The sequence below is a fragment of the Anaerovorax odorimutans DSM 5092 genome, from assembly GCF_000426305.1.
Classification (GTDB): domain Bacteria; phylum Bacillota; class Clostridia; order Peptostreptococcales; family Anaerovoracaceae; genus Anaerovorax; species Anaerovorax odorimutans.
In genome coordinates, this window is the sequence record NZ_KE384519.1 from 128,335 (window position 1) to 147,847 (window position 19,513).

Consider the following 19,513-nt stretch of genomic DNA (forward strand, 5'->3'; position numbering starts at 1 on the left):
TAGGTAATAACAATGTATTTACAAAAGCATTTGGTTTATACTTCTTTATCCGATTTTTGTTTTTAAATTTTTTCCCACAAACTTTAAAATTTATAAATATCGGTTGTTAAAAACCATTTGCTATTTTGTATCTACAGTATAACAAACAATAAAATAAATTGCAAGAATATTTAGAAAAAACATTCAATTTTTTTAAAATAAAAAAAACGGACACTTTTGCCCGTTTTAATATGTTATTTTATTTAATTTAAAATAGGTTTAAAGATATTATAAAGGATCCAATTTTATAAATAAGAAAAGCCACAATCCAAGCTATTGTAGTTTGTGCAAAAACTACTAAAATGGCGTTTTTCCATCCACCCATTTCTCTCTTTACTGTAGCCAATGTAGCGACACATGGCATATAAAGAAGACAGAAAACTAAAAAAGCATATGCGGAAAGAGGTGTAAAGATGGATGTCAATAAAGTTGACAGTGATGCCTGATCGGATGCACCAATAAGTACAGCAAGAGTACTTACAACAGCTTCTTTCGCAGATAGTCCTGTAATTAATGCAGTTGCTGCTCTCCAATCTCCAAAGCCTAGAGGAGAAAAAATCGGTGCTGCAGCTCTACCTAAAGAAGCTAACATACTGTCTTCACTGCTTGTAACCATATTAAGACCAAAATCAAAGCTTCTGAGCAGCCATATCACAATGGTTGCAATAAATATTACTGTAAAGGCTTTCTTAATAAATCCTTTTACATTTTCCCACATACGAAGCCATACGCTTTTTGCTGCTGGCAATCTGTAAGAGGGGAGAACCATAACAAAAGGAACAGGATTTCCATTAAAAACAGTAAAATTTAAAATCCTTGCGATAATGATAGCTACTATAATTCCTGTTAAATATATACACATCATAATTACTGCTCTGTATTCTGTAAAAAATGCTGTAGTAAATATAGCATAAATAGGTAATTTTGCGCTGCATGACATAAATGGAATCAGCATTGTAGTCATACGCCGGTCTCTTTCACTGGGAAGAGATCTAGTAGCCATGATTGCTGGTACCGAACAGCCAAAACCTATCAGCATAGGAACAATTGATTTTCCGGATAACCCTAATTTTCGTAATAATTTATCCATTACAAATGCCACACGAGGCATATAGCCACTATCTTCAAGTATTGATAGAAAGAAAAATAATACTGCAATAATAGGTAAAAAGGAAATAACGCTTCCAACTCCTGCAAAGACACCATCTATTATTAAAGAATGTAATGCAGGACTTACATTTAAAGATAAGAGTAAATCAGAAACTGTATTAGTGAAAGCATTAATTCCTATTGAAAAAATATCGCTGAAAAAAGCACCTATTACCCCAAAGGTAAGCCAAAATACTAAAAACATTATTCCTAAAAATATGGGAATGGCAAAATATTTATGGGTTAATATCAAGTCCATTTTAATAGAACGTAAATGCTCTTTACTCTCTCCTGTGGTAGTTACTATTTTTTTATATAAATTATCAATATAAGAATAACGCATATCAGCCATGGCAGCTTCGCGGTCTGTCCCAAGGTGATTTTCCATATCTTTAACTATTTCATCTATAATTTTAAGTTCAGGGTCCATTATAGAAAGAGCCTTTGAGATTGGTTCATCACCTTCAACAATTTTTGAACTGCAAAATCTTAATGGAAGATTTTCTCTTTTTGCATCATCTTCAATTAAATGTGAAATTGAGTGCAGCGCAGTATGAACATAACCGGAACAAAAATCAATCTTTTGCGGTTTTTTGTTTTCTAAAACGGTTTTAATTCCACAGTCTATTAAATCATGAATACCATCATTTTTACTTGCAGAAATGGGAACTACAGGAATAGTTAGCTCCTCTGACAGTTTTATAAGGTCAATTGAAGCTCCATTTGAAACTACTTCATCCATCATATTTAAAGCTAAGACTATGGGAATTTCCAATTCCATAAGTTGAAGAGTTAAATAAAGACCACGCTGCAAGCTGGTAGCATCTACCACGTTTATTATAACATCAGGTTTACCATTAATTAAAATATTTCTGGTGGAAATATCATCAGCGGAATAAGAAGAAAGAGAATAAGTCCCAGGAAGTTCAATTACATTTACACCTTTATGTCTTCTTACAGGACCTTCCTTAGTTTTCATTGAAGAATTTGAAAAAAATCCTTGGTTTTGAGTTCCGCCAGTCATCTGATTAAAAACAGTTGTAAGTCCACTATTTGGATTGCCTATTAGTGCAAAATTGATTTTCAATTTATTACCTCCTCAACCTCGATAGCTTTGGCATCTATAAGTCTTATTGTCAATTCATAGCCTCGCAGAAACAGTTCCATAGGATCTCCAAGAGGCGCTATTTTACGAACCATAATTTTAGTATTAGGCGTTAAACCCATATCCAAAAGGCTGCGTCTTAATGCACCTTCTCCTCCTACGGATTTTATAATAGCCTTTTGACCGGCTTTCAATTTATCTAGTGTCATATGTTCTATCTCCATTGTTAGCTTAAGCTAACATTATTTTAAAATATATTCAGGCTAAATATTTAGCTTGGAACATAATATTCTATTTCTATTATTTTGTCAACTGATTATTAAATCAATAAGCTATGAAGAGTAAGATTTTTAAATTCATAGCTTTTTTAATTTTAATATGACATTTATTTATGAATTTAAATAGAATAAAAAAGCCCCCTGATAAATTATCTTATGTATACTTAACATGTAAGATATCTATCTTTAGGGGACTTCTTATTTTTACAGCTAATAAGTTTGTTTTTTATAAAATGAGGGCTTATACATAGTAATAAAAATTACTGTAATTCTGTAAAACGCTTAAGTATAGCGGCAACTTCACCACGAGTTACAATATTTTTAGGTGCTACTATAGTTCCATCGCCTGTGCCTGTTATAATACCTACACTGCAGACCCAATCAAAGCTATCTCGTACTTCCGGTGAAACAGCAAAAACATCAGAATAATTATATACGCCCGGATAGTTACCTTTTGTAACATCCATTTCTTTATATTTTGCATATTTCCATAGCATATCTGCTAACTGTTCACGTGTTACAGATTCATTTGGACCAAATTTTCCATCCCAATTTGCAGAAACAATATTATTAGTTAAACCCCACTGTACAGCAGATTTATACCAACCATTACCTACATCTTCAGGCAACTCAATATCTTCTCTTACCTCTGGTGCTTCTGCCATATTGTAAAGAGTATAAACCATCATTGTACGAGTCATAGGTGCTTTCGGCTCAAAAGTGTTGCTGCTTGTACCCTTCATTAGACCTTTTTCATATGCGTACATTACATAGTCAAAATACCAAGACTTTTTAGGGACATCAACAAATAGAGAATCAGCCTTCTCTTCTTCCATACTCAATGTATTTGTAAAAAAATTCGGCAGCATATTTGTAGCAAGTTTAACAGTTCCTGTGTCCTTATCATAAACGCAAGGCAGCTTCTGAAGCTTACCTGATTCATCTAAGAAATACAGATTTAAAGAATATGTTAGCTGTCCTTCTTCCGGAGTATACGGAAGGTTAATATTCATAGAATTTTTAAAACTTTTTAAAGTTACATCACTTAATTTCACATCTATATCAAATCTAATTTCATAAGTTCGGAAAAATGGTGCTGAATAATTACTAAGATTAATTTTCCCAATAATACCACATTCTCCACCAAGTCCTTTAAAATATCTGCAATCTGTAAGATTGTCAATAATATCATTTACTGTAACATTATATTCAGAAGTTTTAAGTATTTTTTCAAGCTCTTTATTTACTATTTTAACTTGTTCATCACTTTGATAGAAATTACTTGTTGGATATTCTTTTGAAGTCAAATAATTATTGAATAATGTTTTTCCGCCGCCTCGTATATAACTAATATCCTTTTCATAGGAAAAAATCAGACCCTTTAAAAATGCAATATCCGCCTTATCACTGCTGTTATCTCTGCTGCATAAATACAAATAACGTGAAATACCGTTACACAGAGCTAATCCTATGGAATTACCCACAGTTCCCCAACTGCTGTAAGCAAGCAGCATGCTCATTTCACATTCTCTTATCATTCGGTATTCCAAATTGCCGCCATATGCGCTGGGGGCTGAATTAATAACTATAGTGGGAATACCTTTAGCAATATTGCTGTTTATATAATCAATCATCTTATTTATGTATTTTGAGTTAAGTGTTGCTGTAGAAGGTGAAGTTAATACTACAATTTCCATATCAGCTTTATCTTTATCTACCAAATTAACACCGATACTTTTTAGATGTTTTTGAATATTTTCCTTTACTGTTTCCATATCATATACAGAACCCGATCCAGAACTTTCGGTATTTCCAAAATATACAGTTGCTGCATTAACATTGTGACCATAATAATCAATCATTAAATTAAGTACAGCCATCATTCCCAGTTCATCTGCTCCAGAATATATTAATCCTCGATCTCCCAGTTTTTTCTTTATATATTCTACTTCATTTGTCTGTATGGTATTTTGAGGATTTGAATCATCAATTCCAATAAAGTATTTCATTTTCCCCGAAGAATCCATTGATAATATATAATCTATAATGCTTAATTTTCTTTTACGAGTTTTTAGCTGATTCCTAACTTCTTTTGAGTATTTTGGATCAACGGTAATCATTCTTCCTTTTTCATCTCTTGTATAATCTGATATAATATTTCTAATATTAAGACCTTTATTATTCAATACATACCTTGGTGTTAAATTATATTGGCGAAGATAGTTATAAGTATCCAGTGTTGCTCCCTGATATCCAACTGTACATGATGCCAAGCGTGTAACTGTATCAGTTATGTATAAATGGTTATTCTGTGAAATTTCAACAATCTTATCAATCATCTTATACTCTTCAAAATAGTTACTATTATATAAGGTACGAGAATTAACTAATCCACCTGAAAGAAGCTGATCAAGAGATATTACAAAATAATCAGTTTTCTTGTCCATCTCCATAATCCACTCCATTAATTTTTCACTGTCCCCATATGCAGTTCCATTAGAGTTTAAAGGTTGGCCGTCAAGTCTGGTAGCATATAAATCTTCATCTGGCATCATGACTTTAAATCCTGCCGACTCCGCTTCATATATTACCCTGTCTACATTTACCGGTCTGTTATCTAAAGGTATGTACGCCAAAATCGGTTCTGATTCTGGTTTTATTTCAGGCTCTTCATCTATTTGCGTTTTCTCTTCTGTTGTTTTTGCCGTATCAGCCCATACATTTATTGTAGCACCTTGCAGCATGGTTAATAGCATTGTTATACAAAGTAAGAAGCTCAAAATCTTTTTTCTCATTTTCCCCTTATCCCTTCTGTCAAAATTCTTTATAATTAAATACTTTTCGCTATATAACTTTACTATAATATGGATATAAAAGCAACACTTTGCACTCTATCAACTATGAAGAGTAAGTTTTTTAACTTATAGTATTTTGTTAATTTTAAAATGACATTTATGTCAAATTATTATATATTTAAGTCACTTCTAAGATGCGGTTTTTCTATACTTGTTATAGTTGTATTATTTCATATTTAACATGTTTTGGCATAATTTTATCAAATATTATTCTGAAGAATTTTTACTCTTCATAGTTATAAATCAATAGTGCTACTTTGTTAAATAAAGGAATTAAAGGTATAGAGTTTTTCTATTGGTAAATACTAACCTCTAATTGGGAATTTATAATAAAATAGAAAGGGTTTACTATGAAGCAGAAATATGATATTACTGGAATGAGTTGTGCAGCATGTTCTGCAAATATTGAAAAAAGTGTAGAAAAGTTAAGTGGAGTTAAAGATATTAATGTGAATCTTCTGTCTAATACAATGACTGTGGATTACGATGAACAAAAAATAGATGAAAAAGAGATAATAAAGTCAGTAGTCAATTTAGGATATGGAGTTAATTTAGAAAAAGAAAACATTAAAATAAATGAACTAAAGAATATAAAAATAAGAATTCTAATTTCATTTATCTTTCTAATACCTATATTTTATATAGCTATGGGTCACATGGCAGAATGGCCAATGCCTGCTGTTTTAAGAGGAACAGAAAATTCATTAGTATATTCTTTTATTCAGTTTTTACTTTTAATACCTATTATATATGTAAACAGAAAATATTATATTGTTGGATTCAGTTCTTTGTTTAAAGGAAAACCTAATATGGATTCACTTATTTCAATAGGATCTTTTACAGCTATTGTTTATGGAATCTATGCAATCTTTAAAATAGGACATGGTCTTGGTCATGGTTATGAATCTGTGGTAATAAAATATTCCAGGGAATTATATTTTGAATCTGCAGCTATGATTCTAACTCTTATAACTTTAGGAAAATATTTCGAAACTATATCTAAAGGAAAAACTTCAGAAGCTATATCTAAGCTGGTTAATTTAGCACCTAAAATGGCTTCTGTTGTTATTGAAGAAAAAGAAATAGAGATTCCTGTACAAGAAGTTAAGATTGGCGATATAATCGTTGTAAAGCCGGGACAGAGTATTCCTGTTGATGGAGTAATTTTAGAGGGAGAGACTTCTATTGATGAAGCAGCCCTTACAGGAGAGAGTATCCCTGTATTTAAGAAAGCAGGTGATAATGTGCTTGCTGCCACTATAAATAAATCAGGTTTTATTAAATTTAAGGCTGTAAAAGTTGGAAATGACACAACTTTAGCTAAAATTATAGAACTTGTGGAGGAAGCAAGCTCTTCTAAAATTCCCATTGCAAAATTAGCAGATAAAGTAAGCGGTGTTTTTGTACCCATTGTTATTACAATCTCAGTCTTAGCAGCAGCGGCTTGGATTTTGCTTGGATATTCCGTAGAATTTGCAATTTCTATAGGCATTTCAGTATTGGTTATATCGTGTCCTTGTGCTTTAGGTTTAGCTACACCTGTGGCAATTATGGTGGGAACCGGAAAGGGTGCAGAAAATGGTATTCTTATAAAGTCAGGAGAAGCATTAGAGATTGCAAAGTCAGTAGATACTGTAGTCATTGATAAAACAGGAACCCTAACTGAAGGGAAACCGGTGGTAACGGATATTATTCTTAAATCATTAATATTTGAAAATGAATTATTAATACTAGCTGCATCAATGGAAAAAGCATCAGAACATCCTCTTGGTCAAGCAATTGTAGAAGAAGCGCTAAGTAGGGAATTAACAATGAAAGAAGTTTATAATTTTAAGGCTGTACCAGGAAAGGGAATTGAAGCAGAAATTGAGGAAAAGATATATATTGCAGGAAACCTTCAATTTATGCTCGATAATAATGTTGATATAAAAGAGTTTATTTATAGAGTTGATTCTTTAGCAGAGATGGGGAAGACTCCAATATATTTTGCAAGTGAAAATAAATTATTAGGTATTATTGCAGTTGCTGATATATTAAAGAAAACAAGTAAAGAGGCTGTAAAAAAACTCACATCTTTAGGTCTTGACGTAATAATGCTTACCGGTGATAATAAAAGGACAGCAGAAGCTATTAAAAAGCAGCTTGGTATAAAAACCTTTATTTCAGAGGTACTTCCTCAGGATAAGGAAAAAGAAATCAAGAGATTGCAGGAATCGGGAAATAAAGTAGCAATGGTAGGGGATGGAATTAATGATGCGCCGGCATTAATGCGTGCAGATGTTGGAATTGCAGTGGGAGCTGCAACAGATATAGCCATAGAATCTGCGGATATTGTTTTGATGAAGAGTGATCTTTTGGATGTTTTTTATTCAATTCAGTTAAGCAAAGCTGTTATTAGAAATATAAAACAAAATTTATTTTGGGCATTTTTTTATAATTCCCTTGGAATACCCCTTGCAGCAGGAGTTTTTTATACTTCACTTGGATGGGATTTGAATCCTATGTTTGCTGCTGCTGCTATGAGTTTAAGTTCTTTATGTGTTGTTGGCAATGCATTAAGATTAAAATTCTTAAAGTTTAAATCCCATATTGATTCACAAAATGACATAAATAATTTACTAAATTCAGAAATAAAAAATGAGAAAGAAGAGGATAAAAAAATGAAAAAGATAATGAAGATTAATGGAATGATGTGTGATCATTGTTCAAGAAGAGTAGAAGATGCATTAAATGCATTGGAGAATGTTAATGCCAAAGTTGATTTAGATCAGAAAATTGCAACTATTGAAACCGCAAATGATATAGAAGATGAAATTCTTATAAATACAGTTACAGCTGCTGGATATGAAGTTGTCTCTATAGAGTAAGGATAATAAAGCCTTTTACAAGAGCTTTTTTATATATTGTTGCAGTTGTCTTTTAATGGCTACAGTAATTCTTGTTAATGATGCTATAATTAACAGAGCTAAAGCAATACTTCCTGCCATAAATAATGTTTCTGATCCAACAGCTGCAGCTCCTTCTAAATCATTTTCCAAAACATACTGCATTGTATTATACATTCCGGCCCCTGGAACTAAAGGTAGAATTCCGGGAATGATAAACAGAGTTGTTGCATCTTTTCCTGCTCTTGAAAAAATTTCTGCCAGAAGGGCAACTAAGCAAGACCCGAGGAAACATGAAATTACATTTGATTCACCATTCATAACCAAATATTTAAAAAGTGTCCAGCCACAACCTCCAATAAAAGCTGAAGAAATTAAATGTTTCTTAGGAACATGAAAAAGAAAACAAAATCCAAGTGTTGAAAAGAATGCAAATATAAAATGGGCATAAAGGGGATAAGATGTCATATGCTAATTCCTCCAAACAGATATGATAGCTTAAGAATTAAGCCTACACCCCCGGCGATGGCTATAGCGGCAATAAAAGCTTCAGTTGCCCTTGCAAGTCCAGACAACATATCTCCTGAAAGCAAGTCTCTTGCTGCATTGGTTATGGCCACTCCAGGAAGGAATATCGTAATAGATCCAATAATAATTGGACTGGTATTCTCTCCTAATCCAATTTTTACTAAAATGAGTGTAGTAATTGTAGATAAGGCACAACTGAGAAAAATTGTAATAAATGGATTCAATTGAAGCTTTTCTATGCATGTTGATATTATATATGTTACTGATACTACTAAAAATGCGCATATACAATCTAAAGCTCCTCCGTTAAACATGAGACAAAAAAAAGAAGAAACCAATATAGAGCCAAGTAATCTAATTATGAAAGTATAAGGTTTTAAAGCAGCTATTTCTTTTATAATCTCTGAACCTTCATCTATTGATAAATCAGTAGTTGTAAATAACCTGGAAAATTTATTTATTCTTGATATTTTTTCAAGATCAATTTGAGTATTTTTTATTCTTTTTATAAAAGTATGCATATCAGCATCTTTATCTCCGCTGTCTAAAGATAAAAAGATACCAGTAGTAGTTGCAAAACATTCTACATAAGGGATTTTACATGCATGGCAAATTCTTGTTATAGTATCTTCTACACGATAGATTTCTGCACCACTTTTCATCATAATTTCACCTGCATGAAGGGCAAGTATGAGCACTTTTTTTTGTAGTTGATTAATCATAACCGAAATCCTTTCATTATTGAATTAATTATATCATTTATAAGAAAAATTGTATAGTATTGATAGGTGCAAGAAAAGATAATATTATTGACCAAAGTAAAAAAAATGATATAATTTTAGCGTGGCATAATTGCCCGTTTCTTCTTTGATATATAGAAAAGGCTCATGGCAGGGTAAGATAAATTCTTTCTAACACCGGAGCGGATCCTAGATATATTAAAGTATATTTAGAAAAAGAAAGGAAGAATGAAACTATGGAAAGATTAGTAGGAACAGTAGCAAGAGGTCTGAGAGCTCCTATCATCAGAGAAGGAGATGATCTGGAAAAAATTGTAGTAGATACAATTCTTAATGCAGAAAAGGCCGGTGAATTCAAAATCGGAGATAAAGATGTAATTGCAATAACAGAAGCCGTTGTAGCAAGAGCACAAGGAAATTATGCAACAACCGATCAGCTTGCGGCAGATGTAAAGGCAAAATTGGGTGGAGATACAATTGGTGTCATCTTTCCAATTTTAAGCAGAAACAGATTTGCAATTTGTTTGCGTGGGATTGCAAAAGGAGCAAAAAAAATTGTGCTTATGCTGAGTTATCCAAGTGATGAGGTTGGAAATCATCTTGTAGATGTGGATTTACTTGACGAAAAAGGAATTGATCCATATAAGGATATTTTAACAGAAGCGGATTTTGAAAAACTTTTTGGCAAATCAAAGCATACTTTTACTGGAGTTGATTATGTAAGTTATTATAAAGAATTAGTTAAAGAAGAAGGGGCAGAAGTAGAAGTTATATTTTCCAATAATCCAAAGACAATATTAAATTACACAAAAAATGTATTAGCATGTGATATTCACACAAGAGCAAGAACTAAAAGAATCCTTAAAAATGCAGGAGGAGAAGTTGTTCTTGGACTGGATGATTTACTTAATGAAAGTGTTAATGGCAGTGGTTTTAATACAAAGTATGGAATATTAGGATCAAATAAAGCAACAGAAGGTACAATTAAACTTTTTCCAAATGACTGTACTACATTAGTAACAAATATTCAAGATATCATATATAAAAACACAAAAAAACATGTAGAAGTTATGGTTTATGGAGATGGTGCATTTAAAGATCCTGTAGGTAAAATCTGGGAACTTGCAGATCCTGTTGTATCTCCAGGTTACACAATGGGCCTTGACGGAACTCCTAATGAAGTGAAACTGAAATATCTTGCTGATAATGATTTTGCAGATTTAAGAGGCGAGGCTTTAAAAGAAGCAATTTCTGAATATATTAAGAAGAAGGACAGTAATCTTGGTAATTCCATGGTAGCGCAAGGTACTACGCCTAGAAGATTAACAGATTTAATAGGATCTCTTTGTGATTTAACTTCGGGAAGCGGAGATAAGGGTACTCCAATCGTATATATTCAAGGATATTTTGATAATTATACAAAATAAAATAAAGTTAGAATCCTAGGAAGAAAGAACAGCTATAAATTAAATTGCTGTTCTTTTTATATACAAATTTATATTCAAAAAACTATGAGTTAGATACCTAGATGGTTATTTGTAATAAATACGTCGTGTTATATATGTAATAGTTAGAAAATATTAAAAGATATATTGATAATTGTTAAAGATTGGATTATTAACTGCCAATATGTCCAAATAGAAATATGTGATATCGTAAACCATATTTTTTTGTTAAAATATAATAAATAAAGGTAAGAATAATGTTATAAAGAAGAAATTGAGAAATAGATAAAATAAAAGAAAGGAATGTATATTATGGATAATCAAAAGGTATTTCGTATTGGCCCCATAAGACCGCCTAGTGAAGCAAACAGTCTATTATTACAAGTAACAGCTGGATGTACGTGGAATAAATGTAAATTTTGCCAGCTATACAGGCATACTAAATTTAAAGCATATACAGTAGATAGTATTAAAACAGATATTGATGTTATGGAATATTATAAAGATTTGATTATGAAACATCAACGAAATGATGGAAGTTTTGACCATAGGGATATAATGGATGAAATACTTTCTAAAAGGTTAACGTCTGAGGAACAAAATTGCTTTTATATGATATACAACTGGCTATTAAATGGAGGGAAAAATGTATTTTTACAAGATGGAAATACTTTAGCATTAAGTGCAGGACGTTTAACAGAAGTTTTATATTATTTAAAGAGCAAATTTCCAACTATAAAAAGAATAACATCATATGGAAGAGCAGAGACTTTATCGAAAGTAACAGCAAGTCAATACAAAGAATTAAAAGAAGCAGGCCTTGACAGAATTCATTCGGGATTTGAATCAGGGTCAGATTTAGTATTAGAATTAATCAATAAAGGAGTAACATCAGAGGAGCAAATTATTGCAGGAAAAAATATAAAAGAAGGAGGAATTGAACTTTCTGTCTATTTTATGCCGGGAATAGGGGGGGAAACCCTATCGGAAGAAAATGCACTTGGAACATCAAGGGTAGTAAGAGAAATAAATCCTGATTTTGTTAGAATAAGAACAGCCGTAATAAAGGAAGGAACAGAACTTTGGCAGGAGTATATAAACAATGGTTTTGAATTATGCAGCGACAATGATAAGGTTCTTGAAATTAGAAAACTAATAGAAAATACAAATAGCTGCCAAGGTATTCTAGTAAGTGATCATATTATAAATTTATTGCAAGATGTGACAGGCAGATTAGATAAAGATAACAAGAAGATGCTTAGTATAATTGATGAATATTTAAATCTGTCAATTATAGAACAAAGAAGATATCAATTGGCAAGGAGAGCAGGTCTTGTAAGTAGAATTGAAGATATGCAACTGTTGACAGACATACAGCGAAATCAAATTGACAAATATTCTAAGGATGTATTCAGTGAAACAGAATGGGATAAAAAAATGAATGAATTAATTATGAATTATATTTAGAAAGTTCTCACTTACGATATCGAAATATGTCAAATGTGAGAAAAAGTATTAATTTTAATACTTTTTTTTAATTTTGATACATGTAGAAATTTGTTGATCTAGTCAAATTAATTAAAAAATATAATAAATATTAAGAGAGTGAATGATAGGAATTGCATACGAATTCAGAATATTACACAGATTTTTTTAAAAAAATTTAGTTTTATTAGTAATGTTGGCATGAAATTTGAACATAATAAAAAAGTATAAACGTTAGCTTCCCCAAAAAGGGGAGAAAAAAAGTGAAAAAAATGAGGAGGTACATACCATGACTGTATGTAACAAAGAATTAGCTTTAAAAGAGGCAAAAAGAGTAGTAGGCTATATTGAAAGCGAAGCTTTAACAAAAGAACAAAAGGATACAATTGTTAAAGATTCTATTGCTAATTTTAATGAGAATGTAAACCCAGGTTGGTTAGAGTACAGAAAGTCTGTATCAACTGATGCTGCGTTCGTAGAATGGACAGATTCTCTTGACCATTTTGAAGACCTTTATGGTACACAATTCATTGACTGCTTAGGTGGATTTGGTATCTTTACTGCTGGACACAGAAATCCTGCAATTTTAAAAACTGTAAAAGCACAGTTAGATAAATATGCTCTTCACTCACAGGAATTACTTGATCCACTAAGAGGATATCTTGCAAAATTAACTGCAATGATTACTCCAGGAGATTTACAGTATTGTTTCTTTACAAACGGTGGTGCTGAAGCTGTAGAAATGGCTCTTAAGTTAGCTAGATTAGCTACTGGCGGAAGATGGTACATTTCAACTACTGGTGCATTCCACGGTAAATCAATGGGTGCTATCTCAATGGGTGGTAAAGGTGCTTACAGAGAAGACTACACTCCAATGATTCAGCAGGTACAACACGTTGAATATGGTAATGCTGACGCTATGGAAACTGCAATCAAGAATTTACAAACAGTAGGTGAAAAGGTTGCCGGAGTTATTATCGAACCTATCCAGGGTGAAGCAGGTGTAATCATCCCTCCAGCTGGATACTTAAAGGCTGTAAGAGCTATCTGTGACAAGTATGGCGTAGCAATGATTTGTGACGAAATCCAAACTGGTATGGGTAGAACTGGTACAATGTTCAGATGCGAAGTTGAAGACATTACTCCAGATATCATGACTTACGGTAAAGCATTTGGTGGTGGTATCATGCCTATCACTGGTATCATTGCTAGACCTTGCATGTGGGTAGACAAGCTAATTGAAAATCCATGGATTCTTGGATCACCTACATTCGGTGGAAACCCTCTTGCATGCTCTGCTGCAATTTCAACAATTGCTTACATGCTTGAAAATGACATCCCAGGAATGGCAAAAGAAAAGGGTGACTACATCATGGGTAAACTAGAAGAATTAAAGAAAAAGTACCCTACAGTTCTTAAGGAATACAGAGGTGCTGGTCTTCTTATTTGTATGGAATTCCCAGAAGCAGAAGTTGGATATGCAGTAACTAAGGGTCTATTCGATAGACACGTAATGGTAGCTGGTACTCTTGTAAATGCGAAGACAGTAAGAATTGAGCCACCTGCAGTATTAACTTATGAATCAATTGATAAGGTAGTTAAGTGCCTTGATGAATCAATTGCAGACGCAAAGAAAGAATTCAAACTATAATTGAATAAAATAAACCAATTTTAAATTAAAAATAGTAATAATATCGCGAAGGACCCCGTCATTGACGGGGTTTTTTGTGTTTTTTCAATTATAATCGAGGAAGTATGCAGGGGATACAATATAGGAACAGGGGGTATACAAACAAGAAAAATGTGGTATACTAATATAGTCTATATTTAAAGACAAAAAGAAAGAGAGGGAAAATAGATATGGCCAAGAAGCTTTTATCTGTGTGGCTTTCATTGACGATCCTACTTTTCTCATCAATTTCTATATATGCAGAAGAAAATGTTCAAGGAGATTTTTTTATTAAAAATATTAATATTAATGGAGAAAAGATTATAAATTACGAATTACAGTATTCATTTATCACTTATAATTCTGCAGTTTACTTACCGCTAACAGAGGATATGGGTAAAATCTGTGGATTTGAAGCACAAATGGACTGGGAAAGCCGCACATTAAAACTATTGAAAACTAATCCGACACAAAAAAATATTAGTGAAAGATGGTTAAAAAACGACAATAAGGATATTCAAACTCAAGTAGCAAATGATATAAAAGTACTTGCTTATGAAGAACCTGAGCTTGAAGATGACATTATGGCAGAGTTAGAGCTGTCAGTTGAGGAGCTGGACTTAGGGGGGCTCCCTATATTGACGAAAGGAAAAAGAATCTTTTTACCGGTAAGGGCATTGACTAAAAGTAAAATCTTTAACTGGGATTCTTACTTTGATTCATATTATGGTCTATGTATAAGTACAAAAGATGGAGTTGCTGCCAGCACTTATTGGAATCAGGCTGAGTCGAATTATAATAAAGGTCTTGTAAAATATATTAAAAGTTACAATAAGAATCACTCGACAGAATATGCTCAGGAATTAGTGTTTTTATTCCAGAGGGCAGCTGATGTCTATAATATTGACGAAAAAGTTTTGATGGCAGTAGCTCAAAAAGAAAGCACATTTTCACCTACAGCACAATCAAAACATGGAGCTTTGGGTCTTATGCAAATAATGCCGTCAACAGGGGCTTCATATGGACTATCCAAATGGCAATTGTTAGATGCTAAAACGAATATAGATTTTGGGGCAATGTATCTTAGCAATTCAATTGCAAATTATAATGGTAATGTTCCACTTGCTTTATCAGCCTATAATCAGGGTGCAGCAACTGTAAACAGGGGATCTTATTCAAGAGCATACGCAAATCGTGTATTAGGCGCAAAAGGGAATCTTGAAAACTTCTTACAATCATCAGGATATGGAACGGGAAATTAATAATTTTTTTAGCATATAGAAATCAAAAAACCGAAGTTAATTAACTTCGGTTTTTTTGATTAAATTTTACATTTTTATTAAAAGAATTTTTAAATTATATAGTAAACATTTATATAATTGGAAATAAATATTATTATAAGAAAAACGTTTTTATATAAATAATTCGTATTTTATTTGTACTTTTTATAATTATATGCTAATATAGTTAATGTAAAAAGAAAAAACACATAAAAACACGAACTATTAAATGAATTTTACGTATTAATATCCGAAAAATGGAGGTAAAGATGGTAAAACGTATTTATGTAGAAAAAAAACAAGGTTTTGATATTGAAGCGCAAAACTTATATAAAGATATAAAAGAGAACTTACATTTAAAAGAATTAAATTCTCTAAGGATAATTAACCGATATGATATTGAAGGTATTGATGATGATACGTATGAAAATGCAAAACATACAATCTTCTCGGAGCCGGCTATAGATTTTCTTTATATTGAAAACATAGAAATTAATAAAGAAGATAAATTCTTTGCTGCTACGTATTTGCCTGGACAATATGATCAGAGAGCGGATTCCGCAGAGCAATGTATCCGTTTAATGAATGTAAACTCAGAGGCATTAGTTAAATTTGCTAAAGTTATAGTAGTAAGCGGAAATATATCAGAAAATGATTTTAATGCTATCAAAAATTATTGTATCAATCCTGTGGATTCTTGTGAGGCAACCATAGAAAAGCCTGAGAAATTAGAGATGGATATGGTAATACCTGAAGATGTAAAAGTTGTAGATGGTTTTATTAATATGACAGATAAAGAACTTGAGCAGTATAGACAGTCTCAAGGTTTTGCTATGAGCTCAGAAGATATTAAATTTGTAAGAGATTATTTTAAGAAGGATGAGAACAGAGATGCTACGATTACAGAATTAAAAGTAATAGATACTTATTGGTCTGATCACTGCAGACATACAACCTTTCTTACAAACATAAAAGATGTGTATTTTGAAGAAGGTCCTTATGCAGATTTAATAAAAGAAGCATACAATGACTATTTGAATATCAGAAAAGAAGTTTATGGCAATAAAGAAAAGAATATGAGTTTAATGGATCTTGCTGTTATTGGAGCTAAGTATTTAAAGAAAAAAGGACAAATTCCTGATTTAGATGAATCAGATGAAATTAATGCTTGCAGTATAAAAGTTAAGGCAGTGGTTGATGGTAAAGAAGAAGACTGGCTTGTCATGTTTAAAAACGAAACTCATAATCATCCTACAGAAATTGAGCCATTTGGTGGGGCTGCCACTTGTCTTGGCGGAGCTATAAGAGATCCTCTTTCAGGAAGAGTATACGTTTATCAGGCAATGAGAGTTACAGGAAGCGGAGACCCAAGAGCGAACCTAGAAGAAACATTAGCAGGAAAGCTGCCTCAAAGGAAAATTACAACGGGTGCAGCAAAGGGTTACAGTTCATATGGAAATCAGATTGGTCTTGCTACAGGACAAGTTTCAGAGATTTATGATGAAGGGTATATTGCAAAAAGAATGGAAGTTGGAGCTGTAATAGGTGCCGCACCAGCTAAAAATGTAAAAAGAGAAAAACCCGCTGAAGGTGATTATATAATATTAGTAGGAGGAAGAACAGGACGAGACGGATGTGGCGGTGCTACAGGATCATCGAAAGAGCATACTGAGGAATCTATACTAAACTGCGGTGCAGAAGTACAAAAGGGAAATCCACCTGTTGAAAGAAATATCCAGAGACTATACAGAAGAGAAGAAGTTACAACATTAATAAAAAGATGTAATGATTTTGGTGCTGGAGGTGTGTCCGTTGCCATTGGAGAATTAGCAGATAGTTTAGATGTAAATTTAGATCTGGTTTTAAAGAAGTATGAAGGGCTTGACGGTACAGAACTTGCTATTTCAGAATCACAAGAAAGAATGGCGGCTGTTGTATCAGAAAAAGACTATAAAAAGTTTATAGAATATGCAAATGAAGAAAATCTGGAAGCTGTTGCAGTTGCCAGAGTAACCAATACTGGCAGATTTAGGATGTATTGGAGAAATAAAAAAATTCTCGACTTAAGCCGTGAATTTTTGAATACTAATGGTGTGAATCAAGAAACTAAAATAGTAATTGAAGAAAAAGATATATTTGACAAATTTGATGAAAACAGTGTAAAGAAAATTACTGTACATTTACAAAACTTAAATTGCTGCAGCCAAAAAGGACTAATTGAATGTTTTGACAGTACGATAGGTGCAGGTACAGTATTAATGCCTTTAGGAGGTAAGTCTCAATTAACTCCTTCTGTTGGAATGGCTGCAAAACTACCTATAACAAATGGTTATACAGATACAGCAACACTTATGACCTATGGATTTGATCCTAATATTTCAAAGTATAGTCCATATCATGGGGCTCTTTATGCTGTAATAGATTCAGCTACAAAAATAGTAGCTATGGGTGGAGATTACAGGAAAGCAAGATTAAGTTTTCAAGAGTATTTTGAACGATTAAGTGATGCAGAAAGCTGGGGTAAACCTTTTTCCGCATTGCTGGGGGCTTTAAAAGCACAGTTGGAACTGGGGATTCCTTCTATAGGAGGAAAAGACAGTATGTCAGGAACTTTCATGGATATTAAAGTTCCGCCTACTCTAATTTCTTTTGCAGTAGGAACTGTTGATGCAAGTAAAGTTATTTCACCGGAATTTAAGAAAACAGGAAGCAATATTGTTCTTATAGATAACAGATGGGATGAAAGACAGGTTATTGATTTTGAACAATACAGAAATAATATGGCACGCATAATAGAACTTACTGATAGGGGTAAAATCTTATCAGCAAATACTATTGAGCAAGGAGGAATTGTTGTTTCACTTGTCAAAATGGCTGTTGGAAATAAGATTGGTGCATCTTTAGATTATGTTACGGAAAAAGAATTACATGAGCAAAATTACGGTGCACTATTATTGGAAATAGAAAAAAATGAAGATTTAGAAGAACTTTTCCAAGGAATTGAATATAAGAAAATAGGTACAACAATTGAAAGACAGCAGATTGAAGTTCAAGTAGTAGATGCAGTGGGAAAACAAGTTGGAGTATCACTTGGAATTGAAATAGACGAAATCATTAAAGAGTGGACAAAGCCTTTGGAAAGTGTATTCCCAACAAAGACAAGCCCTATTGAGAAAGCAGAGAAAATTGAAACTGTTTCATTTGAAACCAGGAATACAAACAGACCAAATATAAAAATTGCAAAACCAAGAGTTTTTATACCTGCATTCCCGGGAACAAATTGTGAGATGGACTCTAAAAGGGCATTTGATAAAGTAGGGGCAATAAGCCAAATTCAAATTCTTACTAATTTAACTCCATCAGATTTAAACGATTCTATTAAAAAAATGGCTGAAAATATTAAGCAAAGTCAAATCGTTATGATCCCCGGAGGCTTTAGCGGTGGTGATGAACCTGATGGTTCTGCAAAGTTCATTACTGCTGTATTTAGAAATCAATTAATAAAAGAAGCTATTATGGATTTATTAGAAAATAGAGATGGATTAATGCTAGGTATTTGTAATGGATTCCAAGCTTTGATTAAATTGGGTCTTGTGCCTTACGGGAAGATTATAGAGACTGATGAAAATTCTCCTACATTAACATACAATCGAATTGGAAGACATGCATCTTGTTTAGTAAATACTAGGATTGCTTCTGTGAAATCTCCATGGCTTTCCAATGTACAAGTTGGGGATGTTCATACTATTCCTGTTTCACATGGTGAGGGAAGATTTATTGCAAATGATTCAGTTTTAAATGAACTAAAAAAGAATGGTCAAATTGCAACTCAATATGTAGATTTAGAGAAAGAGCCTACATTAGATATTAGATTTAATCCAAATGGTTCTGCAATGGCTATAGAAGGAATAACTTCACCAGATGGAAGAATTCTTGGTAAAATGGGACATTCTGAGCGTATAGGAGAAAATTTATATAAAAACGTGCCTGGTAATTATGATCAAAAAATATTTAAATCAGGTGTAGAATATTTTAAATAACAGGTTAATAAACAG

At 32.5% G+C, this 19,513-nt stretch carries 11 protein-coding genes; 6 read left to right on the forward strand and 5 right to left on the reverse strand.

All coding sequences use genetic code 11. The features are described 5' to 3' along the window. Positions 1-247: 247 nt before the first annotated feature. The 3 genes from feoB to K292_RS18110 form a co-directional block, all read right to left on the reverse strand. Positions 248-2,275 (reverse strand): ferrous iron transport protein B, encoded by a 2,028-nt coding sequence (gene feoB, locus K292_RS0114610; RefSeq protein WP_330365011.1) that lies wholly within the window; start codon positions 2,273-2,275, stop codon positions 248-250. Beyond that, the gene (locus tag K292_RS0114615; protein WP_027400460.1) at positions 2,272-2,502 is read right to left on the reverse strand and encodes a FeoA family protein; all 231 of its coding nucleotides are present in this window, start codon (positions 2,500-2,502) and stop codon (positions 2,272-2,274) included. The genes feoB and K292_RS0114615 overlap by 4 nt, the downstream gene beginning before the upstream one ends. Before the next feature lie 329 nt (positions 2,503-2,831). After that, positions 2,832-5,366 carry a DUF4127 family protein gene (locus tag K292_RS18110; RefSeq protein WP_027400461.1) on the reverse strand — a complete coding sequence of 845 codons (2,535 nt, stop codon included), beginning with the start codon at positions 5,364-5,366 and terminating at the stop codon, positions 2,832-2,834. Between the two features lie 410 nt (positions 5,367-5,776). Here K292_RS18110 and K292_RS0114625 point away from each other — a divergent pair, with 410 nt between their 5' ends. Next, the gene (locus K292_RS0114625) at positions 5,777-8,293 is read left to right on the forward strand and encodes a heavy metal translocating P-type ATPase (protein WP_027400462.1); all 2,517 of its coding nucleotides are present in this window, start codon (positions 5,777-5,779) and stop codon (positions 8,291-8,293) included. 15 nt (positions 8,294-8,308) lie between these two features. Here K292_RS0114625 and K292_RS0114630 read toward each other — a convergent pair whose 3' ends face one another. Both K292_RS0114630 and K292_RS0114635 read right to left on the reverse strand, forming a co-directional pair. Beyond that, positions 8,309-8,779: a threonine/serine exporter family protein gene (locus tag K292_RS0114630; RefSeq protein WP_027400463.1), complete on the reverse strand. Its 471-nt coding sequence runs from the start codon at positions 8,777-8,779 to the stop codon at positions 8,309-8,311. Continuing rightward, entirely contained in the window at positions 8,776-9,561 is a 786-nt protein-coding gene (locus K292_RS0114635) for a threonine/serine exporter family protein (protein WP_027400464.1), read from the reverse strand. Before K292_RS0114635 ends, K292_RS0114630 begins: the two co-directional genes overlap by 4 nt. Before the next feature lie 254 nt (positions 9,562-9,815). Between K292_RS0114635 and K292_RS0114640 the strand changes: the two genes are divergently transcribed. The 5 genes from K292_RS0114640 (at position 9,816) to K292_RS0114660 (ending at position 19,498) form a co-directional block, all read left to right on the forward strand. After that, positions 9,816-11,006, forward strand: a complete 1,191-nt coding sequence (locus tag K292_RS0114640; protein WP_027400465.1) for a coenzyme F420-0:L-glutamate ligase — start codon at positions 9,816-9,818, stop codon at positions 11,004-11,006. A gap of 330 nt (positions 11,007-11,336) precedes the next feature. Next, on the forward strand, positions 11,337-12,491 hold the full coding sequence (locus tag K292_RS0114645) for a radical SAM protein (protein WP_027400466.1): 1,155 nt from the start codon (positions 11,337-11,339) through the stop codon (positions 12,489-12,491). 307 nt (positions 12,492-12,798) lie between these two features. Further along, on the forward strand, positions 12,799-14,160 hold the full coding sequence (locus K292_RS0114650; RefSeq protein ID WP_027400467.1) for a putrescine aminotransferase: 1,362 nt from the start codon (positions 12,799-12,801) through the stop codon (positions 14,158-14,160). A 209-nt stretch (positions 14,161-14,369) separates the two neighbouring features. Beyond that, entirely contained in the window at positions 14,370-15,440 is a 1,071-nt protein-coding gene (locus K292_RS18115; RefSeq protein ID WP_051280833.1) for a lytic transglycosylase domain-containing protein, read from the forward strand. Between the two features lie 287 nt (positions 15,441-15,727). Continuing rightward, positions 15,728-19,498 carry a phosphoribosylformylglycinamidine synthase gene (locus tag K292_RS0114660; RefSeq protein ID WP_027400468.1) on the forward strand — a complete coding sequence of 1,257 codons (3,771 nt, stop codon included), beginning with the start codon at positions 15,728-15,730 and terminating at the stop codon, positions 19,496-19,498. Positions 19,499-19,513: the final 15 nt, after the last annotated feature.

Excerpts from the sequence above, each read along its gene's own strand:
- K292_RS0114625 (WP_027400462.1), top strand. The coding sequence starts at position 5,777 with ATGAAGCAGAAATATGATATTACTGGAATGAGTTGTGCAGCATGTTCT.
- K292_RS0114660 (WP_027400468.1), top strand. The coding sequence starts at position 15,728 with ATGGTAAAACGTATTTATGTAGAAAAAAAACAAGGTTTTGATATTGAA.
- K292_RS18110 (WP_027400461.1), bottom strand. The coding sequence starts at position 5,366 with ATGAGAAAAAAGATTTTGAGCTTCTTACTTTGTATAACAATGCTATTA.
- K292_RS0114640 (WP_027400465.1), top strand. The coding sequence starts at position 9,816 with ATGGAAAGATTAGTAGGAACAGTAGCAAGAGGTCTGAGAGCTCCTATC.
- K292_RS18115 (WP_051280833.1), top strand. The coding sequence starts at position 14,370 with ATGGCCAAGAAGCTTTTATCTGTGTGGCTTTCATTGACGATCCTACTT.
- K292_RS0114645 (WP_027400466.1), top strand. The coding sequence starts at position 11,337 with ATGGATAATCAAAAGGTATTTCGTATTGGCCCCATAAGACCGCCTAGT.
- K292_RS0114615 (WP_027400460.1), bottom strand. The coding sequence starts at position 2,502 with ATGACACTAGATAAATTGAAAGCCGGTCAAAAGGCTATTATAAAATCC.
- K292_RS0114635 (WP_027400464.1), bottom strand. The coding sequence starts at position 9,561 with ATGATTAATCAACTACAAAAAAAAGTGCTCATACTTGCCCTTCATGCA.
- K292_RS0114650 (WP_027400467.1), top strand. The coding sequence starts at position 12,799 with ATGACTGTATGTAACAAAGAATTAGCTTTAAAAGAGGCAAAAAGAGTA.
- K292_RS0114630 (WP_027400463.1), bottom strand. The coding sequence starts at position 8,779 with ATGACATCTTATCCCCTTTATGCCCATTTTATATTTGCATTCTTTTCA.